The sequence below is a fragment of the Sphingobacterium thermophilum genome, from assembly GCF_039541675.1.
GTDB lineage: Bacteria > Bacteroidota > Bacteroidia > Sphingobacteriales > Sphingobacteriaceae > Sphingobacterium > Sphingobacterium thermophilum.
The window spans coordinates 1-25,071 of sequence record NZ_BAABGR010000008.1 but is presented as its reverse complement, the minus strand read 5'-3'; the positions used below and the strand labels follow the sequence as shown (position 1 = coordinate 25,071).

Annotated in this window: 26 protein-coding genes; 11 read left to right on the top strand and 15 right to left on the bottom strand. The window is 43.2% G+C overall.

Annotated features, from left to right (window positions below; all coding sequences use genetic code 11):
• Positions 1 to 119: 119 nt before the first annotated feature.
• From ABD873_RS04805 to ABD873_RS04795, 3 genes are read right to left on the bottom strand one after another with little or no spacing between them, the layout of a single operon-like run.
• Positions 120 to 482 carry a YkvA family protein gene (locus ABD873_RS04805; protein WP_345065387.1) on the bottom strand — a complete coding sequence of 121 codons (363 nt, stop codon included), beginning with the start codon at positions 480 to 482 and terminating at the stop codon, positions 120 to 122.
• A gap of 42 nt (positions 483 to 524) precedes the next feature.
• On the bottom strand, positions 525 to 1,532 hold the full coding sequence (locus ABD873_RS04800) for a tetratricopeptide repeat protein (RefSeq protein WP_345065384.1): 1,008 nt from the start codon (positions 1,530 to 1,532) through the stop codon (positions 525 to 527).
• Between the two features lie 8 nt (positions 1,533 to 1,540).
• Positions 1,541 to 2,290: a C40 family peptidase gene (locus ABD873_RS04795; RefSeq protein ID WP_345065381.1), complete on the bottom strand. Its 750-nt coding sequence runs from the start codon at positions 2,288 to 2,290 to the stop codon at positions 1,541 to 1,543.
• Positions 2,291 to 2,373: 83 nt separating this feature from the next.
• On the opposite strand from ABD873_RS04795, the gene ABD873_RS04790 reads away from it, so the two are divergent.
• Positions 2,374 to 2,835: a universal stress protein gene (locus ABD873_RS04790; protein WP_345065378.1), complete on the top strand. Its 462-nt coding sequence runs from the start codon at positions 2,374 to 2,376 to the stop codon at positions 2,833 to 2,835.
• Here the strand turns inward: ABD873_RS04790 and ABD873_RS04785 are convergent.
• From ABD873_RS04785 to ABD873_RS04765, 5 genes are all read right to left on the bottom strand, one after another.
• Entirely contained in the window at positions 2,832 to 4,010 is a 1,179-nt protein-coding gene (locus ABD873_RS04785) for an RsmB/NOP family class I SAM-dependent RNA methyltransferase (RefSeq protein ID WP_345065376.1), read from the bottom strand. The two genes, ABD873_RS04790 and ABD873_RS04785, sit on opposite strands and share 4 nt — an antisense overlap.
• 6 nt (positions 4,011 to 4,016) lie before the next feature.
• The gene (locus ABD873_RS04780; protein WP_345065373.1) at positions 4,017 to 5,252 is read right to left on the bottom strand and encodes an ABC transporter substrate-binding protein; all 1,236 of its coding nucleotides are present in this window, start codon (positions 5,250 to 5,252) and stop codon (positions 4,017 to 4,019) included.
• A gap of 4 nt (positions 5,253 to 5,256) precedes the next feature.
• The gene (gene guaA, locus ABD873_RS04775; RefSeq protein ID WP_039053504.1) at positions 5,257 to 6,807 is read right to left on the bottom strand and encodes a glutamine-hydrolyzing GMP synthase; all 1,551 of its coding nucleotides are present in this window, start codon (positions 6,805 to 6,807) and stop codon (positions 5,257 to 5,259) included.
• 157 nt (positions 6,808 to 6,964) lie between these two features.
• Positions 6,965 to 7,771 carry a S1/P1 nuclease gene (locus tag ABD873_RS04770; RefSeq protein WP_345065368.1) on the bottom strand — a complete coding sequence of 269 codons (807 nt, stop codon included), beginning with the start codon at positions 7,769 to 7,771 and terminating at the stop codon, positions 6,965 to 6,967.
• Positions 7,772 to 7,776: 5 nt separating this feature from the next.
• The gene (locus ABD873_RS04765) at positions 7,777 to 8,238 is read right to left on the bottom strand and encodes a DUF4268 domain-containing protein (protein WP_345065365.1); all 462 of its coding nucleotides are present in this window, start codon (positions 8,236 to 8,238) and stop codon (positions 7,777 to 7,779) included.
• Between the two features lie 80 nt (positions 8,239 to 8,318).
• Here ABD873_RS04765 and ABD873_RS04760 point away from each other — a divergent pair, with 80 nt between their 5' ends.
• Positions 8,319 to 8,852 (top strand): lipocalin family protein, encoded by a 534-nt coding sequence (locus ABD873_RS04760; protein ID WP_345065362.1) that lies wholly within the window; start codon positions 8,319 to 8,321, stop codon positions 8,850 to 8,852.
• Positions 8,853 to 8,857: 5 nt separating this feature from the next.
• Here ABD873_RS04760 and ABD873_RS04755 read toward each other — a convergent pair whose 3' ends face one another.
• Positions 8,858 to 9,166: a hypothetical protein gene (locus tag ABD873_RS04755; RefSeq protein WP_039053501.1), complete on the bottom strand. Its 309-nt coding sequence runs from the start codon at positions 9,164 to 9,166 to the stop codon at positions 8,858 to 8,860.
• Between the two features lie 204 nt (positions 9,167 to 9,370).
• Complete coding sequence (locus ABD873_RS04750) at positions 9,371 to 10,138, bottom strand: DUF937 domain-containing protein (protein WP_345065360.1); 768 nt, start codon at positions 10,136 to 10,138, stop codon at positions 9,371 to 9,373.
• A gap of 121 nt (positions 10,139 to 10,259) precedes the next feature.
• Here ABD873_RS04750 and ABD873_RS04745 point away from each other — a divergent pair, with 121 nt between their 5' ends.
• Positions 10,260 to 11,669 carry an alkaline phosphatase gene (locus tag ABD873_RS04745; RefSeq protein WP_345065357.1) on the top strand — a complete coding sequence of 470 codons (1,410 nt, stop codon included), beginning with the start codon at positions 10,260 to 10,262 and terminating at the stop codon, positions 11,667 to 11,669.
• A gap of 65 nt (positions 11,670 to 11,734) precedes the next feature.
• Here the strand turns inward: ABD873_RS04745 and ABD873_RS04740 are convergent, their stop codons facing one another.
• The 3 genes from ABD873_RS04740 to ABD873_RS04730 form a co-directional block, all read right to left on the bottom strand.
• Positions 11,735 to 14,032 (bottom strand): mechanosensitive ion channel family protein, encoded by a 2,298-nt coding sequence (locus tag ABD873_RS04740; protein WP_345065354.1) that lies wholly within the window; start codon positions 14,030 to 14,032, stop codon positions 11,735 to 11,737.
• Positions 14,033 to 14,246: 214 nt separating this feature from the next.
• Positions 14,247 to 14,702, bottom strand: a complete 456-nt coding sequence (locus ABD873_RS04735) for a DoxX family protein (protein WP_345065351.1) — start codon at positions 14,700 to 14,702, stop codon at positions 14,247 to 14,249.
• 76 nt (positions 14,703 to 14,778) lie between these two features.
• A complete protein-coding gene (locus ABD873_RS04730) occupies positions 14,779 to 15,267 on the bottom strand; it encodes a hypothetical protein (RefSeq protein ID WP_039054576.1) in 489 nt (162 codons plus the stop codon).
• A gap of 109 nt (positions 15,268 to 15,376) precedes the next feature.
• On the opposite strand from ABD873_RS04730, the gene trpB reads away from it, so the two are divergent.
• Positions 15,377 to 16,552 (top strand): tryptophan synthase subunit beta, encoded by a 1,176-nt coding sequence (trpB, locus tag ABD873_RS04725; protein ID WP_345065347.1) that lies wholly within the window; start codon positions 15,377 to 15,379, stop codon positions 16,550 to 16,552.
• 29 nt (positions 16,553 to 16,581) lie between these two features.
• On the opposite strand, the gene ABD873_RS04720 is transcribed toward trpB, so the two are convergent.
• Together ABD873_RS04720 and ABD873_RS04715 are read right to left on the bottom strand one after the other, a co-directional pair.
• The gene (locus tag ABD873_RS04720) at positions 16,582 to 17,520 is read right to left on the bottom strand and encodes a polysaccharide deacetylase family protein (RefSeq protein ID WP_345065344.1); all 939 of its coding nucleotides are present in this window, start codon (positions 17,518 to 17,520) and stop codon (positions 16,582 to 16,584) included.
• A 144-nt stretch (positions 17,521 to 17,664) separates the two neighbouring features.
• Entirely contained in the window at positions 17,665 to 18,114 is a 450-nt protein-coding gene (locus ABD873_RS04715) for a hypothetical protein (RefSeq protein WP_345065341.1), read from the bottom strand.
• A 228-nt stretch (positions 18,115 to 18,342) separates the two neighbouring features.
• On the opposite strand from ABD873_RS04715, the gene ychF reads away from it, so the two are divergent.
• From ychF to ABD873_RS04680, 7 genes are all read left to right on the top strand, one after another.
• Positions 18,343 to 19,443 (top strand): redox-regulated ATPase YchF, encoded by a 1,101-nt coding sequence (ychF, locus tag ABD873_RS04710; RefSeq protein ID WP_345065338.1) that lies wholly within the window; start codon positions 18,343 to 18,345, stop codon positions 19,441 to 19,443.
• Between the two features lie 123 nt (positions 19,444 to 19,566).
• A complete protein-coding gene (locus ABD873_RS04705; RefSeq protein WP_039053608.1) occupies positions 19,567 to 20,136 on the top strand; it encodes an NADPH-dependent FMN reductase in 570 nt (189 codons plus the stop codon).
• Positions 20,137 to 20,188: 52 nt separating this feature from the next.
• A complete protein-coding gene (locus ABD873_RS04700) occupies positions 20,189 to 20,767 on the top strand; it encodes a DJ-1/PfpI family protein (protein WP_039053607.1) in 579 nt (192 codons plus the stop codon).
• Between the two features lie 8 nt (positions 20,768 to 20,775).
• Entirely contained in the window at positions 20,776 to 21,156 is a 381-nt protein-coding gene (locus ABD873_RS04695; RefSeq protein ID WP_039053606.1) for a hypothetical protein, read from the top strand.
• Between the two features lie 23 nt (positions 21,157 to 21,179).
• Positions 21,180 to 23,237 (top strand): polyphosphate kinase 1, encoded by a 2,058-nt coding sequence (gene ppk1, locus ABD873_RS04690; RefSeq protein WP_345065333.1) that lies wholly within the window; start codon positions 21,180 to 21,182, stop codon positions 23,235 to 23,237.
• Positions 23,238 to 23,332: 95 nt separating this feature from the next.
• On the top strand, positions 23,333 to 24,331 hold the full coding sequence (gene trpS / locus ABD873_RS04685; RefSeq protein ID WP_345065331.1) for a tryptophan--tRNA ligase: 999 nt from the start codon (positions 23,333 to 23,335) through the stop codon (positions 24,329 to 24,331).
• An 8-nt stretch (positions 24,332 to 24,339) separates the two neighbouring features.
• The gene (locus ABD873_RS04680; protein ID WP_039053605.1) at positions 24,340 to 24,957 is read left to right on the top strand and encodes a deoxynucleoside kinase; all 618 of its coding nucleotides are present in this window, start codon (positions 24,340 to 24,342) and stop codon (positions 24,955 to 24,957) included.
• The last annotated feature ends 114 nt before the right edge of the window (positions 24,958 to 25,071 follow it).

Sequence of the window (25,071 nt, the reverse complement as noted above, 5' to 3'; positions counted from 1 at the left end):
AGTGGTTACTAGACGTAACTTAAAATTGAAATTATACTTCTGTTTTTTACTCATAAAAATGCCCCAAATAAGTGTCTAACTTTTTGGGGCATGTCTACATTCAGGGCTTTGTTGTTTTTTTATTCTGCTGTTGCAATATGGGTTTTATACCTTTTTATCTCTTCAGACAGTTTTCCTAAGGCGTACCCAACGATGGTGACATCGTCCAACCAACCCAATACGGGTACTAGGTCGGGAATAGCATCCAGCGGGGACACCACATAGGCTATGGTAGCCACAATGACGGAAACATTCCAAGGGTTTGCTTTATATTTCCCGGTCATAATGTCGCGCGCCATATTAAGAAGCAGCTTAAAATCGCTGATCTTATCTTCCAGATGTGCGGCCTTACTTTCTGCTATCTCCAAGTCATCTGAAGACAGTTTAGAAGCCTTATAGGCTGCAAACAGCCGGAAGGCCTTTTTCAAATAGGTTTGCTTCATCTATCATTTTTTGTAAGTTGGACTATATTCTTTACAATAAGTTTAGTCCTCATCTTCATCTTCCAGCTCTTCAAACTTACGGAAATCCTCCTCCGCCCCGGCGCTATCTCCTACTCTGGCACGCAGCTCCCCTCGATATTGGTAAAGATCCGAATAGTAGGGATTTAGCTTTATCGCTTCGCTATAATCGGCGATGGCAGCCTCCCAGTTTTCGAGCTTCTCGTAGACATCGGCACGCAGCACATACGCATAAAAGTCGTCCTCCTTGAGGGTGATAATTTGGGAATAATCATTCGCCGCCTTGTCGTATTCCTTTAATTGCTCATACAGGGAAGCTCTCTCCTCGTAGATACGGGCATCGGTAGGCGCAAGCTGGACGGCTTGCTCGAAATCCTGCAGGGCCGAGCTGTTCTCCCGAACGAAAGCATACAGCTTAGCACGGTAGAGGTATGCCTCTGCCGACCTTTGTCCTTGCAGCACAGCATTCAGGTCGTCTAAGGCTTCGTCGTAGCGCAACAGCTGCATGCTTATCGCCGCCCTCGACACAAGGATGTCGAGCCTCCTGGTCTTGTCGAAAGCTTCCGTAAAATCTGCAATAGCCTCCTCATAGTTGAAATGCTGCACCTGCAGCATAGCCCTGTTGAGCAGTAGTTGCGCTTCTTCCTCCTCCGGCTGTATGTCATTCAGCTCCAGCAGCTCCACAGCCTCCTCCATCTGTCCTTTGTTTTCGAGCCATTCTAGATAGTGATGGTAATTGAAATCCAACCGCTTGGCTGATTGATAGTTGTAGAAGGCACTTTCCTCATCCTCCAGCCGCATAAAGAGTATAGCCTTGCAGGCGTAAAAAAATGGCTGCTCAGGAAATTTCTCTATAGCCTCATTATATATGGTAAAGGCCTCACTCATCTTCCCTTCCTTGACCAAACTATAGCCTCTTCGGGCCATCTCCAATGCTTCCGAGGGATGTTCTTCAAATCTTTTTACCCTCTCCGAAAAGGGAAATAGTTGTGAACTGGCTAATAAAAAATACGTATTTGCTAGTAAAGACATCTTCAAAATTAAAAATAACGTTTTACTATGCGCAGGTTATGAGTATAGCGGTTAAGGTCGGCATTAAAGATACCTTGGTTATCCATACGGTCCACGCGCACCTTTCCGGAGGCGTGAATAATGGTTTCAGGGTCTATCATGACGCCGACGTGGGTGATGTGCCCCTGTTCGTTGTCGAAAAAGGCCAGATCTCCCGGGTGTATCTCACTCAAGAAGTCCACGACACTCCCCTCTTCGGCCTGCTGCCATGCATCACGACGTAGCTTGATGCCGAAATGTTTATATACCACCTGGCTGAATCCCGAACAGTCTATGCCGTATTTAGATCTTCCACCCCACATGTAGGGTGTACTTTTGTAATACTCTATAAGCTTCGGGAATTCGACATCAAAGTCTTGCAGACTGGTCTTCCGTAGACTTCCCTGAATGGTGTATGTGTTTTTTCCAATGGTGATATGTTCTCCCACTATGGAAGTACCATGCACAAGCTCTACAACTTCGCCATCATGCAGGGCTTGTGCTCCAGCAATATCAACGATGGTATCCGTATCCACACCGGCAAGCACTATCTCGGCAAATTGATGATTCTGAATCCATCCTTCGTATTTGGTATCCAACAGGCGGATCCGATAGAAATCTTGCTCCTCTTCCAGCAGCTCGAACTGCTCCCCGAAAAGCACTTGTGAGACGATCTCACTACGATGTGAGGGTTCCGCTCTCAGTGGAACTATACTCAGTTGACATGCTGATATTTGCATCGCATTGACGATTTTAAAACATTAAATATATTTTGTTTGTTCTATAATACGAAGATACTTCAAATAAGTAAAACTGTGAACTTATGAAAAAATTTAAACGCATACTGATTGCCATTGACGAGTCTCCGTGCGCCACCAAAGTCATTGATTATACCAAGAATATGATAGTCCATGAGGAAGCATCGGTAGCACTGCTTACCGTCATCCCTCCCACCAGTCCAGCCTCCTATGGTGCCGACCCACTACTGGGGCAACAGCCCATAGTGGTACCTGAGATCACCGAAGCACAACAGCAGTCCGCAGAATCATATCTACACCATATCGCAGAGCAGATACAAGGTGCTAAGGAGGTGTTCTCCTTCACCCGTATAGGAAGCATTAAGGAAGAGATTCTCATGCAGGCCGAAGAGTGGTCAGCAGACCTCATCATCATGGGATCTAACGGCAGAACAGGTTTCGACCACTTCATCTCGGGCAACCTGTCGGAAGCGGTGATACGTAAGGCCTCCTGTCCTGTACTGGTTATTCCTATCAACTGCAGCTAGCGTTCGCGCACAAGCCGTGCCGCAAACATGGTGTCAGCCCGTTGTGTATAGCCTTTGATGATTTCCATTTTTTCCAGTCGGAAAGAGTGCTTGTCCACAAGATGCTTTATCATATCTTCATTTTCCTCCCTATATGCCGAACAAGTCATATACACTAATGGCTTTCCCACCTTCAGATAGGATACGACATTGTCTACTATGCTACGCTGCAAAGTCTTGAAATGCAACATCTTATCTTTCGAAAATTGTTGGATCATCTCAGGGGTGCGCCCCCATGTTCCAGATCCCGAGCAGGGCACGTCCAAGATGATACCGTCAAACGACTCACCCCGCATTAGTGAAGAAATATCGCTGCTGAGGTCAAGGATTTTCTGCTTTCGTGGTGCCGGCACACGTGCCACTTCAAACCTCTCATTTAGGTTACGCAGGATAGAAAGCCGTATGTCGGACACCATAAGCTCCACATCAGGATATTTATCCAAAAACATCAACGCTTTCCCTCCCGAGGCAGCACAGGCATCCCACCACATCTCACCGCGCTGGGCATCCATATAATGTATAGTATGCTGCGAAGAGAGGTCTTGCACCTCAAACATACCTTTCAGCTGTGGGTAATCCTGCAGACGGAAGCCATTCGGTAGGCGCAGTGCCTGTCCACCGACAAATTCGTAAGGTATTCCTTCTCGGTCGAAAAACTGACGTACCACCTCCAGCTGTGACCGCTTGACACGGATAAACAAATCGGGTTGAACAAAATGACTGAGCAAAAAATGCTGTCTGTCCACTCCTTCCGACAGCTGTTCCGGAAAAGGAAACACCTCCTTCAACACAAATCCGTACCTTGTAGTAAGATATTCTACCTTCTCATCTAGAGGCATCATGATGTTCTCATGCAGTGCTGTATGATGTACCTGCAGAAAGGAAGACTCCTGCTCACATAGAAATTCTGCAAAGGCCAAACGCTCCGGCACTCCATATCCCGACAAGGTCTTTCCCAAACGAAAGTAGTTGTACATAAAACGAGAGGTCATCTTTCTGTCAGATGACCCCATTTGTCTGTTGCTCTTAAAAAATTTTGTCAGATATCTTGACAGAGGTTCGTTGAAGGAATATCCTTCCAACGCTCTCGAGAAATTCCGAAAATGCTGCGCTACACGCCTTTCATTTACCTGCATACACTTCTATTGTAGCTGGAATGAGCCATGGATATATTCTTTAAAAGAAACAGCCATATTGGCAAATCCCCATGTTTCATTATAGGTGAACTTATAAGTATTATAGATTCCGTTATATGTCTCCGTTTCCAGTTTGGCTTTGAGGTTTTCCAAACCATACTTGTTAATTAAGGTGCCAAAGAAAACCGCTACATCGTACCCTTTGTAGGACTGGTCCGACGGCATGACCCCATATTTCTGTCTATACAGCTCTCTAAACTGACGTACTGCACTCGTCCATGGCTTCAGGTTGCTTTCCGTACTTATGGTAGGATTTAAGCCTGAAAAAGAAGGATGATTGCTAAAGTCAAAACGGTCCCACAGCGGATGACCGAAAAGACGGATGGAATAGTACTCCGATTTCTTTTTCGTCAAAGCACTTATAAGATTGTTGAGAGAAGTCTTGTCTGTGGTACCGCTGATGATAATATTGTTGCCCGCTTGGGTAAGCTTCTCATTCAGCTGCTCCAGGGAAGATACGGTAACGACATGAGCATTATATTTCTTTTCCCTTATCGCCGTCGCCATTCCCGTGAGGAATTGCTTGCTATCAGAATCTGTCGTTTGATAGATGATAACCACATCCCCTATTTTATACTCTTCTGCCACCTTTGTTGCTACAGCCTCCATATGGGCGTAAATAGAGGGCGTCACCGTAATCAGATTGCTGATATTAAAGTCTGAGGCTGGAGAGGCTGCCAACGGGTTGACAATCCACTTGTTCTCGTCAACAACATTGCGGCCGAAAGCGCGTATCTCCTGTGGATACACGGGGCCTACCACAATGCCCGCTTGAGAGACGTCCTCTGCAGATGCCAAACTCGCATTGTATGTAGGATTGTCTTTGGAATCTATAACCTTCAACCGAAAGGGCTTTCCTTTACGAGCCACCTCTTCCAATCCAAGTTGAAAGCCTTGGTAGAAGTCCAAAGCTAAAGCCGAACGTTTGACGTCTTTTTCCTGTACATCATTACCAGCAATAAGGTCCAATTGAAAAGGCAATAGAAGGGCTATGTTACGCTCTTTGGCTAATAACATCCCACGAGCCTTATCCTTCTCCTTATCGGCAACATCAGGAATTACCTCTTCGGTCTTCCCTACATTACCCGGAACGTTCGGATTACGCAAAACAGTAGTCTTGGGAGAACAGGAAGCTGCTCCCAAAACTACTGCTGCAGATATTGCTATTAAAGTATTTTTCAAAATATTATTCCCACTCGATGGTTGCAGGTGGTTTTGAACTGATGTCATAAACGACTCTGTTGATTCCTTTAACATGGTTGATAATTTCATTAGAAATCTTAGCCAACAATTCATATGGTAAGTGAATCCAATCTGCTGTCATTCCATCAAGGGAACCTACCGCTCTTAGGGCCACCACATGCTCATAGGTACGTTCGTCACCCATCACCCCTACAGACTGTATAGGAAGGAAGATCGTTCCCGCTTGCCATACTTTATCGTACCAGCCAGATTCTTTCAAGTTACGAATATAGATGTCATCAGCTTCCTGCAAAATCCGTACCTTTTCTTCGGTAATATCTCCTAAGATACGAATTCCTAAGCCCGGTCCAGGGAATGGATGTCTATTAAGGATGTTAGGATCGACGTTCAAGGTCTTTCCTACACGACGAACTTCATCTTTGAATAAAGTTTTCAGTGGCTCTACCACCTGAAGTTTCATATAATCCGGCAAGCCACCCACGTTGTGGTGCGACTTAATCGTTGCCGAAGGTCCCTTCACCGATACCGACTCGATAATATCCGGATAGATGGTACCTTGTCCTAACCACTTCGCTTCAACCCCTGCTGGCAACTCGCTTTGTATATCTTTGGAAGCCTTGTCAAACACGTCGATGAAGGCAGCACCAATGATCTTACGTTTTGCCTCCGGCTCTGTCACCCCCTTAAGCTTAGTGTAAAACAAGTCCTTAGCATTTACGCCCTTCACGTTAAGCCCCATATTTTTGTATGAATCCAACACCTGTTCGAATTCATTCTTACGGAGCAATCCGTGGTCTACAAAGAAACAGTGGAGTCTGTCACCTATGGCGTGGTGTAAGAGTACCGCAGCCACAGTAGAGTCTACACCACCCGATAAGGCCATGATAACATGGTCGTTACCCAACTGCTCCTTAAGCTGTGCTACGGTGGTTTCTACAAAAGATTCCGAAGTCCAATCCTGCGAACAGCCGCAGATGTCTACCACGAAATTCTTTATCAGAATCTGACCGTCAGTGCTGTGTGTCACCTCCGGGTGGAACTGTATACCGTAAGTTTTGGTTCCTTCGATATGATAGGCCGCTACGCGAACTTTATCTGTACTAGCAATAATCTTGAAGTTGTCTGGAACTTCTTTGATAGTATCCCCGTGCGACATCCACACTTGCGATTGTGTAGGGATGCCCTTCAGCAACTCATTCGAATCGTCCACAAACTGCAAGTTTGCCCTACCGTATTCACGAATTTCTGACGGAAGAACCTCTCCTCCGCTCTGCTGCGCCAAATACTGCGCGCCATAACATACCCCCAACAAAGGATACTTGGCCTGAATCGACTTGTAATCGATTTGCGGAGCATCTTCCTGTCTTACAGAATACGGACTTCCAGAAAAAATCACGCCTTTGACATTCTCGTCAAACTCCGGAACTTTATTAAAAGGATGTATTTCACAATATACATTTAATTCTCTGACACGGCGGGCAATCAGTTGCGTGTACTGAGAACCAAAATCGAGGATTATAATTTTTTCGGACATAGTGCAAAGGTACAATTTAGCCTTGAAATCTCAGAAGGATAATGATGACTATTTTATTTATTTCAGGAATCCCTCTCCTTAGTCGCTTATCCCTCTAACAAAAACAAAAATCCCTGATGCTTAACTATACATCAGGGATTTTCTTTACTTTTATATTTTATTTGCCATAGATTTCATTCAACTCCTTAGCAAGACGTATTCCTGCTTTCAGCAGTGCTTCCTCCATAGGGTATTTGAACTCATAGATATACTTGTAGCTTAGATTAGCATTATTTTCCACATCGGCGTAGATTTTATTGGCGAGCTGATGTGTTTCATACAAGGCCTGTTCGAATGTTACATCATACTTTTTGTAGTAGTCTTTGTCGTAGATATCCAGCACACTGGCGTATTCGGTAAAGCTATATTTTTCGTTGTCCACCAAGTCTGAATCCCATACGCGGTGAATATTGGTCTTACGTCCGAAAAACATCACTTCGATTTTATTACCTCCCAAATCGTCGGCGCGTCCTACATGCATTGGCTGATGAGCATCCGAAAAGAGGTGAATGATGAAGTACAGATGTTGCTGCTGATCTTTCAACGACATGTCTTTATTGTGCTTCACCTCCTCCTTGATACGCAGATAGGACTTATACAGGTTGTTGTCCGCCGAACGGAGAAGCTCTTGGTTAAACTGCTCGAAAGTCAGATTTCCCGGCGTATTGATAAAATGCCATGAGCCTGTGCTATTCAATGCCGGATCCGGATCAGACTTAATGAAATCTGCCCAGTTGGACCAATACGCTAACTTTTGATTGCCAATGATCTTTTGGATATTCTTTTTGGCTTTTTTGTTAAGATGTCTTTCGGCAATTTCTGCGATGACACGATGGCCTGTCATCCCCCATGCCGCAGCCTTCTCTACCTGAGCAAATACCAAACATGCTGCCAAGGCCAAAGCACTATATAATCTATTTTTCATATGTATTATTTAAAAATTTCGAACGAATATTTTGCCATGGACCAAAACTCATCCAGCGCGACGATGCGCGGCTTCAGAAAAGAGATGATTTCCGGCCAATGCTCCTTATTGAAAATGGAAAGCTTCTCCCTAGACGTCCAGATGCGGGCAATTTTGCGGCCGTCCTCATCGTAAAAGACCTCATCCCAAATCCATTCTTCTTCCAGTGTGTCGTGCAGCACATTTTTAAGCTCCAGAAACTGGTCGTACATAAGCTGCCGTATGCCTGCGTCGGGATCCGTCATCTCCACGGCTATGGTCACCACCTTGTTCGTGGCATCCATGCGAAAATAGAGATGCTTAATTCCTGTTTTGTAGTTTACCCAATTCACCCGCTCTCCGTCTGCCGAAGGGGTCAAGGCCATGTATTGACCGTAGGCCGTCCAAAACTCCTGCTTTAGCTTCTTAGCTTCTTCCTTTGAGTACAAAACGAGATATTTTCGACAAAAGTAAAAAATTGGATAAACTTTTGCTGTCTTTCAACTGTTAAACTTTAAACGAAAACGCTATGGACAAGAAAAAATCACTTTTCCTCCTTACCGCTGCCGCGGCAGGAGCCGTAATATATAATATCTGGAAACCCGTAAAATCTAACCTCCCCGTAATCACAGACTTTGACATTAACCGCTATCTGGGAACATGGTATGAAATAGCAAGGTTGGACTTCTTCTGGGAAAAAGGATTGAAAAATGTAACAGCCCTTTACTCACTACAAGAAGATGGACACATCAAAGTACAAAATTCCGGCGTACGCATCAAAGACAACAAGCCTAAACAAAGCATCGGAAAGGCTAAATTCCAGCAAGCCCCACATATCGGCTCGCTAAAAGTTTCCTTCTTTGGTCCCTTCTACTCGGGATATCACATCATGCATATCGCTGGCGACTATGAATATGCACTCGTCTTCGGTGACAACCTCGACTATCTATGGATTCTTTCCCGAACAAAAGATATTCCCGAAGATATCAAAAATAAATACTTACATTATGCGCAGCAGGCCGGATACGATATAGAAAAGCTTACCTGGACCCTCCAAGAATAGTATTCCTATCCGAAAAGCTCCTTAATCACGGTGAAATTAACACTATAGTCAGACGCTATGGCATTAGCAATCTGTCTTTGGTGTTCCTCCGTAATTCTGTTGCCTATACCTTTGTTATAAAGTGACACAAGAAAAGCGGCATAGGCACCCTTTTCCTGGGCGTCGATGACATTGTTCTGCACATTATAGTTTAAAATAGTGGCAGCAAAGTCGCCAAAGTCTTCCAATGAAAAACGCTTATACTTAGCGTAAAACTTTAGCATATACCGTTCGAAATCTTCTTCCAGCTGTCTCGTCTTCGTGTAATCTAACATAAAAAAGCATATCCCGATTAGTGGATTATGCCCAAATTTATAAAAATATACGACTTACAAACGTCTTTCAGATTAGTTTGTCATTGAAAACAATAATTAAATATTATTAATATCCTAAATCAGAATCACGCTGTTAAGGTTTATACTGAATTTAAACACTTTTAGAACAGAAAAGGTAGGATTCAAAAATCCCCTCCATTATTTTTAATGTTGTTGTATCATAGCATCGCGCTCTTCTTCCGGTCCGCTGCCCTGACAACCTTTGCTAAAGAGCAGCCACGCTCCGATAAGGATGAGCGGTATCAACAGCCACCAGAAGCCTCCCTTACTTTTCCTTTCTTCATGGAAGCGCTCTCGTACGTGCGGTGGAGGTACACTTGTAGCCTCTGCCTTGTCTACGACGGACGAGGATGTCCCGGACTTAAATTCGTCGGCCGCAGCAAAAAAGGAGCCGAATGCTCCCAAGCCCAAGGTGGAAGGCAGGGCCGCTACCAAGGATGACTTATTCTGTGTGAGTACTGCACTGATAGAATCCGCATTCCAGTTGGTTCCTTTGTGGGTAATGCCTGCCACCACGGCGGGAAGGCTTGCCCCAAACAGTCCCGCAGCAGAAGAGCCTTTGATTCCTAAATAAGAGGATACGCTGTCCAAGATACTGCTGAAGCGCTCCCCAAAAATGGAGGTCAGCATATGTTGCGTTTCAAATTTGGAATAATCCGTTCCGGACGGGGCACCGAAAAAGTTGCCGAAGACATCGTTGAAATCGAAATTGCCCAACATGTTCTTCGCGGAATTCAAAATGCCGCTCAGCCCTTCTTTGTTTTTGCTTTGCAGGCCCAGCAGGATAGCCGGTACACTGACGTCAATACCCTTTTTAATATTTTCAGGAGATTCATTCAAATTCACCCCCAACTTGTTGATCACCTCCTCCGTAAAGTAGGATTTGACGTGATTTAATAAAGAGCTTTCCATAATGCATTTAATTTGTTACAAAATATAGAACAAGTTAAACGTACTTTAGTTTTGTTAACGGTAACTTAATTCCACTACATATAAAAACTTTTATATCTTTGAATATAAACCTTTAATAAAAATGAAAAGAAACACGTTCTTACTTACATTATTTACAATTTTATTTTCCTTCAGCTCCCTTTTTGCTCAGCCTAAATACATTTTCTACCTCATTGGTGACGGCATGGGACCAAACCACGTTAACCTAGCAGAAATTTTTACTGCTGAAACACAAGGTCGTATAGGCTATCAACCCTTGATTCTTTCCTTATTCCCATATGTGGGCTTTGCCTCCACCAACTCCTTAAGTCATGGGGTGACAGACTCCAGTGCAGGAGGTACCGCTTTGGCCGTAGGTAAAAAGACCAAAAATGGAGTCATCGGTATGGACAGTACAGCGACAGTATCTTACAAGAGCATAGCATATGCAGCCAAAGAAAAAGGATGGAAAGTAGGCATAGCCACTAGCGTGAGTGTAGACCACGCCACTCCGGCTTCCTTCTATGCCAACCAACCGGACAGAGGACATTATTATGAAATAGCTTTACAAATCCCTAAATCGGGCTTTGACTTCTTTGCCGGCTCCGGATTTCTTAAACCTACCACTACCCTAAAAAAGGAAGAAGCTACCGACGTTCATGTAATCCTAGAAAAATCGGGGTATAAAATCGTTAAAGGTAAAAAGGCTTTCCTCAACAAAGACTACAACAACCAAAAAGTGGTATGGATCAATGACGACCCTAAGAATACGGCCTCGCTGAAATTCGCCATAGACCAAGATACTGAGGACATGACTTTGGAGGACATCACCAAAGGCGCAATAAAACACCTAAGCCAAAACAACGACAAAGGTTTCTTCTTGATGGTGGAAGGTGGAAAAATCGACTGGTCGTCACACTCTAACGACGGAGGAACCACACTCCATGAAGTGATAGACTTCCAGAAGACCATACAGCTGGCATACGAATTCTACAAGCAGAATCCTAAAGAAACACTTATCGTTGTGACAGCGGACCATGAAACAGGCGGCTTAGTCATAGGCAACGGTTCTTCTAAGCTTAACACAGCAGCCTTAGCGCATCAGAAGGTGTCGCAAGGCACATTGTCTTCCCTGATAGGCAACCTGCGCAACGACAAGCCTAACGCCTCCTGGGATGAAGTAAAACAGCTTATCGCCGACAATACCGGCTTGTTCACCCATCTTAAGGTGTCCAAAGGCGACGAAGAGTCTCTCTTCAAAGCCTATGAAAAGAGCTTCGTAAACCATGTCAACGAAACTACAAAAACGCTTTATGCCAACGACGACAAGCTCGCCGCATTAAGTATTAAAATATTAAACAAAATAGCTTCTTTAAGCTGGGGATCGACAAACCATTCGGCAGGATATGTACCTGTATATGCCATAGGAGAAGGCGCCGAATTGTTCAATAACAAAATGGACAACACCGATATCCCTAAAAAAATTGCGCAGGCGGCACAGCTGAATTTCTAAACAAAAGAATACTCTAAACAGTAAAGGCAATGCTTTTTCGCATTGCCTTTACTGTTTTCTTATGCTTACAGACGGGCTACCGGCGCCACACTGTAAAATTTGAGTTTTTCTTCCTCGAATTTTTTATAAAGATTTAAGAAAACCTCACTTTTGAAAGAGCCTGCATTGGCGGCATAGTTCACCCATGCCGTTATGCTTAGATACACCATATCTGCACTTATATCCTGTACACTAACGGAGACGTCGAGATTTTTCACGAAGTAGCTGCTACTTTCTGCTGCTGCCGTTATCCACTGTTTCACCTCATCCAGTTCTGCACGCTTGTCCACCATCACGATGAAGCTGGTCTTGCTATATTCGTGGGATAATGTCCAGTTTACCACCCTTCCAGAAAGGAGGTCTCCGTTAGGAATGATAACATCGGCACCATCCGATGTCTGGAGGACACTGGCGCGGATGCCTATCTCCTTCACCCTACCTTTCTTGTCGGCGAGTTCAATCTGATCGCCCACTCGAAAAGGTTTGTCAAATACGAGAATGATTCCCGACACAAAGTTGTTGATGATATTCTGCAATCCCAAACCAATACCTACACTCAGAGCCCCTATCACAACCGTAAGCTTATCCATACTCATCCCCAATGCGGAAATGGCAAAGAAAAATCCACAAAGGATGATGGCCAGACGTACCAGAGGAAACAGCGTCATCTTCTGGTTATACTTCTGCGTAAGCTGACCATCCTCTCCACCGAAGACGATAAGACTTATATTTTTCTGTAACCAGTTGGTCACCAGCAGTAAAATCACCGCCACTATAAGATTAGAAAATGTAAAGCTGATGTCCCCTATTTTGCGCTTCTTCTCCAATACAGTTTCGCTGAAGTGTACCAGCGTATCTATAAACTGCAAGTTGTTGGCCAATACTAGGACAGCCAGAATGAGGCATATGAGACGTGTAAGTTCCAACACCAGCTTCAACACACGCTCTCTATTGAAACGAAGGAAAAATCCACGATACAGCTTATCATGCTCAAATTGCTTGTTAAGATCTTCCCTTATCATCTCCACAAAATAGCGCAGCGTGAAAGACTGCACTAACCCTACCGCACAAGCTATGCTGAAACTTCTCGACATATCTACCTTGCCGATAATATTGAGGATTATAGCTGTAACATTCAGAATGGCAAAGATGACATAGATAAGATTATTGATATATCCGGCAGAGGTTTTGTCTTTAATTTTCTTCTTGCTATAGCTCACCATCCCCAACGCCAACACATTGAACAGAATACATATTATACGGAGCAACAGATCGTCGCTCACAATCATATTAACAAATACATCCAAAATATAGAAGAGCACGATAGCCCCTAATACCTTCTTCTGGTTACTGGTAAGTTTGTCGTATGCCAAAGTAAGATATAGAAATACAATAAGTATCTGTGCCCCTTGGATGACGAAAGTAGGTGTGAAAAGACTGACTAAGGGCAACAAAGTAAAATAGAAAATAATGGTCTTCAGTGTCACCGTCAACGTCAGCCTGCAAAGTCCTGTCGCAATATTCTTTTTCTTGTTGATTTCGTAATGGATACGAAAACACCAATAGCCATATGCCAAAGCCAATATCAACAACAGTATCCGTGAACTCCAAGGTATATCGTTAAAGTAACGGCTAATGGTATTGCTGTTGTAATTGTTTTTGATGTTGTTTATAAGTGTCTCTTTGGAAATATTCTGCTTCTTGGAGGCCCAAAGTGATGCTGTCGCTCCCGCAGGTGCTGCTGTTGTATCCCCCTGTCCTATGCTTCCGGCTTGGGCCAGAAGCTGCTTGTTATGGTTCAGCAGGGTTGCTACCATAGCATTCGCCTCCAAGAGGGAATCGTTCTTCAAGGTTAGCTGCCGCAATGACTCACCAAGATGGCTACTAAGTCGCGGATATCTTGCTTCCTGAATATCGTATTTGGCAATAAACTCTTCTATAGCACGTTTAGACTCACCCACGCTAAGCAGATAGTTACTTAACGACTGCTTCATGGAGTTGAGCTGTGCATTGTTATGTTCGGCCTCTTCCAAAACGACAGCCGAACCGTCTTTGGTCTTATCACGTAAGATGCTGCTATGCTCCTCAACTTTCTTCTGAATTCCTTCAATAACTTTGTTTATGTCTCCTACATGTATTTTATTTAAGAAATTAACGGAAAGACCACGTAGCTCTCTCCGCAAAGAGTCGGGAAGATGACGGGCAGTATCCACATGAACCCGGTTATTCAGGCTGTCCTGTCCTACAGTGTTGCCCCAAAAGACTACAGAAAAGACAAGCAACAGCAAAAGATATCTACCAGCTTTACTAGCTTTACTAATCATAAATAGTTTTATTTGCATTAAGATAGCACAAATATCGCTATAAACTTTCTGTTAAGACAGAAAATCCTATTAATATTTAGCTCAAAACATTATGACGGCTGAAGATATCTTTCTTCCGCAGAGACTATTAAGTTTTATGATGAAACATGATTTATCGTTACTACATTCCTCAACTTACAAAAAAATAGGGCAACTATACTGTTGCCCTTTCAGATCATATTTCCCGTTGATATCCGGGTTTATTCATCATCCTATCCAAAGAGTAGTTTCCCGATCCGCGGATCATAAAAACCATCAATAGCAGCAGTACTATCACAGAAAGCCACAGTTCGGAATTCAGGAATCCAAAGCCGTAGGTGATATTCACAAAAAATACGGCGCCCACAAGCACGGGCAGCAAAAGTATGCAGGCTAGACGTGTCTGAAAACCCAAAATGATAAATATGCCACCTACCAGATGGGTAAACACCACATAATGCACCGCTCCCCATATAGAAAGCTGAAAATGGGTCTGCTCTATCAAACTACGAACAGCCTCCCTGTCGTTGACAAAGCTTATCCCCTTGGCAAGAATAATGATTCCCAAGATGATACGTAAATAATCCATCCATGAAACTCTGCCGGAAGTTCTCGAAGAATGGAGTGGAAGCCTTTTATCTGCAAGATTCATAATAAATCTCCTTTCTATAATTGGTTATAAAACTATAACGCAAGAAAAGAGATAAAGTTGTATGAAAGATAAAATGTTACAATTCTTTGTCGTAGGTTCTCTTCCAGTGCAGCATCCTATCTTCCGGCGACTCTTTCACCTTGTATTCCAGACGGATACCATTCAGACGACGACGTTTTAAGCGCTTGTTGACCTCGTCACGAAAGGCTATACCCGTAATCTGATACAGGCCGAAAGGGGTACCGGCATACTTAGCATTGACAGTGTCGTCATCCACTAGCTCGAAATCGAAAAAGCAATTCAAATAATCTTTCCAGAAGAAAATAGGGTTTTCATCCTTGTCGGAAAGACTACTAGGCGGATAACAGTCTTCGTCATAGATTTCGAAGAAGTCTGCCAAGACCTTGTTGGTTTTCTCCAAAAAGTCGGCAGCCTTATCCGCATCTTCTATAGGCAAAACCGAAATAATATCGCGCTCCTCCAATAGGTTGAACATCACCCGCTCGTTAAAGCAGTATACCATCTCGTCGATCAAATCCTCGATATTATTGAACATCTTTGCCATGCGACAAAATTAACAACTATTTTCCTTAAAATCTTATTTCAAAAAAACATTAAAAAATCTTAGGTTTATATGCGTACAACATTTTAATGAATTTTAAACCTAACAAACAATGATCGACGTTAAACCTAATCCCCGAATGCTTCAATATGATGGCACATACGGCGAATATGGAGGTTCCTACGTACCACCTGTTTTGGAGCCTCAGCTGAAAAAACTAGCGGAATTTTTTGACGACCAAGCCGCTAAAGAAGAATTCAACAAAGAATTTATCTACATCCTAAAGAACTATGTCGGCCGCCCTTCCGCCTTATATTACGCAAAAAATTTAAGTGACTATGTGGGCTCCAAAATCTATCTGAAGCGCGAAGATCTCAATCATACGGGTTCTCACAAGATAAACAATTGCATAGGTCAGATTCTGTTGGCAAAAAAGATGGGAGCTACAGAAATCATTGCCGAGACAGGAGCAGGTCAGCATGGCGTGGCTACCGCTACCGCAGCAGCCATCTTCGGTATACCTTGTAAAATATTTATGGGAGAAATCGACGTAGAACGACAGGCCCTCAACGTGCGCCGCATGCGGCTACTGGGAGCCGAGGTAATCGCCACGAACCTAGGTAGCCGTACCCTCAAAGATGCCGTGGATGCTGCCCTGGGCTACTATATCGAAAATCCTAACTCCTTCTATCTGCTGGGATCTCACGTAGGACCGCATCCTTATCCTAAAATGGTAGGATACTTCCAATCCGTCATTGGACAAGAAGCTCGGCAACAGATATTGGAATTTGAGGGTAGATTGCCAGACAGCATCTTCGCTGCCGTAGGTGGAGGTTCCAACGCCATAGGTCTGTTCTCCAGCTTTCTGGAGGATGAGTCGGTAGAAATTCATGGCGCCGAAGGGGGTGGTGACGGCACCTACCCTAATACCGCCGCTACACTGTCTTTTGGAAAAACTACTATCTTCCAAGGTACCAAATCGTATTGTTTGGTGGACGAAGAAGGAAACCCTATTCCTTCCAAGTCTATAGCTGCCGGATTGGACTATCCCGGAATATCGCCACAACACGCCCAGATGAAGGATAGCCAAAGAGCAAAGTACTATCCCGTGACAGATGCCGAAGCGGTGGAAGCGTTTAAGCTGCTTTCCAAACTGGAAGGTATCACTACAGCCATCGAAAGTGCTCACGCCGTAGCCTTGGCTATCAAAGTGCTTAAAGACAAAAACCAACTGGCAATAGTCAACGTGTCCGGTCGCGGTGACAAGGACGTTGAAAGAGAAATGTAAAAGAGAAAAAGGGCTTTAAAAGCCCTTTTTTAATATTTTATTGGATAGTCTTCCATAAACTCGAATTTATAATCCATCTTTTTGAGACTATCGATAAGGTCCCCTAAGAGCTTCTGTCCCTTTTTGGTTTGAAACATATTGTCGTGCATCAAAAACACTACATTGTTCGGCTCTCGCGATGATTTATTGTTCATAAAGTTGACAATTCGATGGAAAACGGTTTCCAAAGGTATGTTAGGATTACCTGTATATCCATCTAAGCGCCATTCTACATCCCAACCGAACACTTTATACCCATCCGCAAACAGTTTATCCGCGGTCGGTGCAGCACTAGGTATATCGATCTTACGCTCCTTATCATAGATCCAGATATTTCTTCCCGGAAGACGGGCGATTTTGGCCGACAGTTGCACCTGCTCTTCATTCTTCTTAAAATCTTCAAAGGCGTTGTCACTGTTGGCATAGAAGCTTGTCAACCTGTTGAAGCCGTGCGTATAACTGTGATTGTACACAGCCACCAAAGGATTCTCCACATAACGGTTGAGGTCGCGCTGACGCGTCTTTCCCATCGTAGCGTGACGTCCCACCACAAATGCATTCACCTTTACATTTTTAACACGAGCAATAGAATCTATAGCTTTGCTGCCTACCAATGGTCCGTCATCGAAAGTCAGGTATATATGCTTAGGCTTTTTGTCAAATTCACGACGTAGTGAATCTTTCAGTCGCTTACGCTGAATTTTGATATCCACCGGATTAAGGCTATCTACCTTAAAAACAATAAGATTTTTGCGCAAAGAATCCCACTTGTCATGAAGCACAGGCCTAGAGGCTAGTGTATGCTTATCTTTGTTAAAGATAGAATCTATTGTTTGGGAACCTAAAGCACTGTTAGAAAAATTGTTACACGACTGCAACACCAACGAACCGAGGACTACTCCAGTCAATTTATATAGTCCTCTCAACATCTTCCACATTATCTGTATGATTTTCCACAAAATTAACACAATTATGAATACAATTTCCAACTTTTGAAGCCCTTTCTTCGACAAAAAGTAGCTAAAGCCCCACAAACAAAGAAGGGTTTCCGTAATTGAAACCCCTTCTTTATTTTATCTTCTTCTATCTCTTCTGTCGTGTTTGTGTTTAGGCTTGGGAGTCGGTTTATGAGGTTTGTGGTGGTGATGCACATCACGGATTACCACTTGATTTCTTACATGCGCATAGCGTGCATACGCATCTCTGTGGCGCACATGATATCTCCATGGATCCGCATCGTTGATCACTACCTTATATGTACGGAACAGATTCACATGACGGTAACGTGCTGGCAACTTCGACTTGGTCACCCACTTTTTACCTTGCCAATAAACATATTTTCGAGTTGCTACATTATAGTATACATCAATCTCTGGCAGATAATAAAAACGTGCATACTCATATCCTACAGGTCCCCATAAAGGTTGTGTTCCTATATTGATGCTGACATTGACTTGTGCTTTCGATTCATTGATAAATAACATTCCTCCGGCTAGTAACGCAATGTAAAGTATATTTTTCATGGTGACCTCCTTTTGTTGTAATAGTAAATAGTCGATATAGTTCTTAATGTTGTTTTCTGATAGTATGACCTCCGAATACGCCGAAAGGATTAATGAAGCATAAAATTTTTCTGTAAATTATTTGTTGCATAACCAACCATCGATAAATAACGTTTCCCATAAAATAAGTATGCACTTTATTTGTTATCTTTGCCCAAATTTTTAAAAAATCTTACAGCATAATAATTTATGGCTTTACAATGTGGTATCGTAGGCCTACCGAACGTAGGTAAATCAACATTATTCAACTGTTTGTCCAATGCTAAGGCACAGGCGGCAAACTTTCCTTTCTGTACTATAGAACCTAACGTGGGCGTCATCACAGTTCCGGACCCACGTCTTAATAAATTGGCAGAGCTGGTAAAGCCACAGCGTATCGTCCCTAATACTATAGAAATCGTGGACATCGCCGGCCTCGTAAAAGGAGCTTCCAAAGGGGAAGGGTTAGGAAACCAGTTCTTAGGAAATATCCGTACGACGAATGCCATCATTCACGTATTACGTTGTTTTGATGACCCTAATGTTATCCACGTAGATGGATCGGTAGACCCTATCCGCGACAAAGAAATCATAGACACCGAGTTACAGCTTAAAGATTTGGAAACAGTAGTAAAACGTATCCAAAAAGTAGAGAAAATGGCAAAGACCGGTGGCGATAAGGAAGCAAAGAAAACATTCGAGATTCTTTCGGTGGTGAAAGAGCATCTTGAATCCGGCAAGTCTGCACGTACAGCACCGTTAAGCCCTGAAGATTTTGATTATATCTCGGATCTGTCGTTATTGACGGTAAAGCCAGTAATGTATGTATGTAATGTAGATGAAGGATCTGTCCTTACTGGAAATGCTTACGTAGAACGTGTCAAAGAAGCCGTGAAAGACGAAAAAGCCGAAGTGTTGGTTATCTCTGCTCAAATCGAGTCAGAAATTGCACAGCTAGAAAGTTACGAAGAGCGCAAAATGTTCTTGGAAGACCTAGGATTGGAAGAATCCGGGGTTCATAAGCTCATTCGTGCGGCTTACTCACTACTCAATTTAGCTACTTACTTCACCGCCGGCGTACAGGAAGTTCGCGCTTGGACCATAGAAAAAGGATTTACAGCACCACAGGCTGCTGGCGTCATCCATACAGACTTTGAGAAAGGATTTATCCGTGCCGAAGTTATCAAATACGAAGATTTCATCCATTACGGCTCCGAGACAGCGGTAAAAGAAGCAGGGAAAATGGCCATCGAAGGCAAAACCTATATCGTAGAAGATGGGGACATCATGCATTTCCGCTTCAATGTGTAAGGCACTCAACAGAAAAGCATAAAAGAAGAGGGTTGATAGGTATTTATCAACCCTTTTTTATTGTAACACAGAAATTGACGTCCACATTACAGGAAAAAGAATAATTTTAAGTACATTAGAAGTATGAAAATTCTGGCATTTGGCGCAAGCAACAGCTCGGACTCCATTAACAAAAAGTTTGTAACGAGTGTGTCGAAATATTACAAGGAAATTGACGATGTGATCGAGATTCTCGACCTTAATGACTTTTCCGTCCCTATGTATTCCAAAGATTTGGAAGCTAAAGAAGGTATTCCTCAGAAAGCTTTGGACTTTGCCGCCAAAATAGATTGGGCAGACTTTATCCTTATATCCTTTGCGGAAAATAACGGCAATTATAATGTCGCTTACAAAAACCTTACAGACTGGATATCACGAATCAAAGGACGTAAGATATACAACGGCAAGCCTGTATTTCTCATGGCTACAAGTCCAGGAGCTCGTGGAGGACAGACGGTGCTGTCCATAGCGGCAGAAAGACTTCCTCTCGACGGTGCCGAAGTGCTAGACACCTTCTCCCTACCCGAATTTCAACACAACTTCGAAGAAGGTAAGGGTGTAATCAATATGCTTTATAGAAGTCAGCTGGAAGCTAAAGTACGCCGCACAAAAAAACTTATGAAAGAAAAATTGGAGAACACAAACAACATTTAAAATTTATACTACACTACTATTATTATTGTTAAACAAATAAAAAAATTGAGATATGGCAAAGAAAGTATTGTTATTAGTTGGTGATTACGTAGAAGACTATGAGGCTATGGTACCCTTTCAGGCTATGGGTGCCGTAGGTATAGACGTTGACGCCATTGCTCCTGATCGCAAAGCCGGAGATGTAGTGCCTACAGCAGTACACGATTTCACTGGAGATCAGACATACAAAGAATTGCGAGGACACAACTTCGCCATCAATAAGGACTTCGACGCGGTAAATCCCGAAGAATACGACGGCTTATATATCGCCGGAGGTCGTTCGGCAGAATATATCCGTTTGAACAAACGTGTCCTTGAAATAGTAAAACATTTCTTCGATGCCGACAAGCCTGTAGCAGCTATATGTCATGGCATTCAGGTGCTGACAGCAGCAAAAGTACTCGAAGGAAGAACATTGACCGCCTATGTGGCCGTAGGTCCAGATATCGAGTTGGCTGGCGGAACATGGAAAAACGTACCTGCCGATCAAGCAGTGGTAGATGGCAAACTTGTAACCTCACCTGCTTGGCCTGGACACCAACAAATTCTAAAAGAATTCTTTAAATTGTTGAACATTCAAATTAGTTTGTAAGACATAGTATGAAGAAAACCAAAAGGGTATGGCTTATTGCCATACCTCTTATTTTAATATTAGGTTATCTGATTTGGGATGCCTACAGCCAACCCAACATCAAAGACCTTCCGGGAGATTTTGAAGAGGTAGCCTTCGTTCGCAACGAACAGAACAAAGGAGGAATAGAACGTATCTATGCAGTGACAGTAGGTGATATTGCCAATGCCAACTTTGAGGCCTGTGCTGACCTTTTCCCTGTCAACGACTTCAACAGCGTGACGCGCATCTATTTCTTCGACAAAAGAAAACCGTATCCCACAAAATTATCTATAGACCCTCCATACTACGACACAAGCCGCTATGAGGCTATCAATATCTTGAAACGTAGAGGGGTAAAAAACAGATAAGTTTATTACAAGGGCAAGGTGTGATGGCAAGAAAATATATACCCAGAGATATCAGTTGGCTCAGCTTCAACGAGCGCGTCCTTCAGGAGGCTGCAGACCCTTCGGTTCCTTTATTTTCGCGAATAAAGTTTCTAGGTATATTTTCAAATAACCTGGATGAGTTTTTCAGGGTACGGGTCGCCGGCCTGAAGCGCGCCCTCCTAATAAATGAAAAGGACGCCAAAGAAATCTTCTTCGAAAAGCCGCAGCTCATCCTCGACGAGCTGAACAAAAAAGTAATCAAGCTGCAGAAAAAATTCGGCCGCATCTGGAAAGAGGTTCAAAAAGAAATGGCCAAAGAGGGTATTTTCTTGAAAACCTGTGAAGAGCTATCGGAAAAGCAGCAGCGTTTCGTAAAATCCTATTTCAACAAAGAGGTAGAATCTAACGTCATCCCTCTTCTTTTGGATAACCACCTTCCTATCCCCTATTTACGCGACAAATCACTTTACTTGGGTATCGCCATGAACAAACGTTCGCAGCCCGAAGCCGTAAAATTCGCCCTTATTGAAATCCCAACAGAACATCTAAGCCGCTTTATTATTCTTCCTTCACCAAAGAAAGAAAGACATATTATCCTCTTGGAAGATATCATACGCTTCAATCTGCCGTATATCTTTTCCTTCTTTGGGTTCGACGACTTTCAGGCTCACTCCTTTAAGATTACACGCGATGCAGAGTTTGACCTAGGCAACGATATCAATACTGACTTAGCAGAAAAGATTGCCAAAGCCATAAAAAACCGACGCAAAGGAAAACCTACGCGCTTTGTGTATGATGAGGACATGAATCCTCAGCTTTTCGATTACCTCATCAGAAAGCTCAACCTCTCCAAGCAGGACAGCATCATCCCGGGAGATAAAATCCATAACTTCAAAGACTTTATGGACTTTCCCAATGTGTTTAAAAAACATACGCAACCCGAAGAGAGAAGCTCTTTTCTACATCCGGATCTAGCTAATAAACAACGTATTGCCGATGTAATAACAAAGAAAGATGTCCTGTTGGCCTTTCCCTACCACACCTTCGACCATATCATAGACATGTTGCGCGAGGCGGCTATAGATCCTGATGTCACCTCGATAAAAATTACTGCCTACAGACTCGCTGACAACTCCAAAATAGGAAATGCACTAGTCAATGCCCACCGCAACGGTAAGGAGGTTACGGTTATGCTGGAACTGCGTGCCCGCTTCGACGAATTGAACAACCTGGCCTGGAAGGAGCGCTTTGAGATGGAAGGCATCAAAGTGTTAGTTGGCTTCCCCAACAAAAAGGTACATGCCAAGCTGTGTATCATCACCAAACGTAAAGGCCAAAATATTATCCAGTATGGCTTTGTAAGTACAGGCAACAGCAATGAGAGGACAGCTAAAATATATAGTGACTTCTGCCTACTGACAAGCAACAAATCCGTCATGAAGGACATCGACAAAGTCTTTCTGGTCCTAGATAAGCCTAAGCTCGACATCGAACGCCATCTTATAGGTGACAAGGCCATGCTCTTCTGCCCCACACAGCTGCGTCAACGTCTGCAAGAATACATAGATAAAGAGATCGAAGAAGCTCGCAAAGGAAATAGGTCGCATATCCTTGTCAAAGTAAACTCCTTAAGTGACAAGGCACTAATCAAAAAACTTTACGAAGCGGCAGAAAATGGAGTGAAAATAGAGCTTATCGTACGGGGTATATACTGTGCCATGCAACAAGAAAGTTTCAAGCAGCCCATCCGCGCTATCAGCATCGTGGATGAGTATCTAGAACATGCCCGAGTATTCTATTTTTATCATGGCGGTAAAGAACATATGTACATCTCTTCGGCAGACTGGATGACACGTAACCTAGATTTCCGCATAGAAGCTTCCGTACGTATCAAAGATAAAACCATCCGCAAGCAGCTGCTAACCATGCTCAACATACAGCTTGCAGACAATGTGAAAGCCAGAATTCATGACAACGAGCTTTCCAATGCGTACGTGAGAAATGATAAAGCTCCCTTCCGCTCCCAGATAGAAATCTACAAATATTTAAAAGGTTTGTAAGTCTCTTCGACATACAAGTTTTCTTGACATAAAATTCACTTATACTCTTCTTTTTAATTCCTATAAAAAAGAATAAATGTGTATTTTCGCAACATATGGAAACAGTTGTTAGTGGTATTAGAAGTACCGGAAAATTACATTTAGGTAACTACTATGGAGCTTTGAGCAACTTCGTCAAAATGCAGGACGAATACAAATGCTTCTTTTTTATAGCAGACTTGCACTCTTTGACAACACATCCTACACCACAGGATTTGCAATCTACCGTTCGCAATGTGGTAGTAGAATATTTGGCAGCAGGTTTGGATCCAGAAAAATCAACTATATATATACAGTCTGACGTTCCTGAGGTGGCAGAGCTATACCTCTATATGAACATGAATGCTTACTTAGGTGAGTTGGAACGTTCAACATCCTTCAAGGATAAGGTTCGTGCAAATCCAAATAACGTCAATGCCGGTTTGTTGACCTATCCCGTATTGATGGCCTGCGACATCTTGATTCACCACGGAACAAAAGTGCCGGTAGGTAAAGACCAGGAACAGCATCTTGAAATGACAAGAACTTTCGCCAACCGTTTCAATCACCTTTACAAAACGGATTATTTCAAAGAAGCTTATGCCTTCTCCTATTCGGATAATCTGGTGAAGGTTCCAGGATTGAGCGGACAAGGAAAGATGGGGAAATCTAACGGCGATGCCGACTGTATCTATTTGTCGGACAGCGCAGAAACTATACGCAAGAAAATCATGCGTGCCGTGACAGACTCCGGACCTACCGAACCTAACCAACCAAAGGCTGAACCTATTCAAAATCTGTTCGACCTGATGAAGGTAGTTTCTTCTCCGGACACGTTAGCACATTTCGAAGAGCTGTACAACAAATGTGAAATCCGTTACGGAGACTTCAAAAAGCAACTGGCAGAAGATATGGTCGTCGCTACCGAGCCCGTACGTTCTCGTATAGAAGAAATTGCCAAAGATGATGCGTATATTAGTAAAGTTATCAAGATGGGAGCGGAAAAAGCTCAGGCCAGCGCACAGAAAACAATTAAAGAAGTAAGAGAGATCATTGGTCTTAAAAAACTGTATTAAACCAAGATATGCATATAGCAATAGTAGGAAATATCGGTGCCGGCAAAACTACCCTAACAGGCCTGCTGGCGCAACACTTAAATTTCGAGCCACAATATGAGGCTGTGGAGAACAACCCTTATCTGGAGGATTTCTACAGCGACATGAAACGTTGGGCTTTCAACCTTCAGATATTCTTTTTGAATAGTCGCTTTAGGCATATCGTCGAATTACAGAACAAGGGCGCCAATATCGTACAGGACCGTACCATCTACGAAGATGCTTACATCTTCGCCGAAAACCTGTACGATATGGGGTTGATGAGTGCGCGTGATTTTGATAATTACAGCAACATTTTCCACAGCATCATCAACTATATCAAACCACCTGACTTGTTGATCTATCTGAAAGCGTCGGTGCCTACATTGGTCAGCAATATACAGAAGCGCGGTCGTGACTACGAATCGGCCATACGTTTGGATTATCTGTCTAAGTTAAATGAGAAATACGACAAATGGATCAGCAACTACAAAGAAGGTAAATTGTTGATTCTCGACAAAGATAATCTTGATTTTGCCAACAACCCCGAAGATTTGGGTTTCATCATCGAAAAAGTTGACGCCGAACTTTACGGCTTATTCAAATAAAACGAAAGCCTCCAAAATGGACTGCCCCCAAAAAGTTGGACGAATTTATGCAATATTTTTGATATGATGAGCTCGGTATTCTACCGGGCTCATTCCATTTAAATTAGTTCTTAT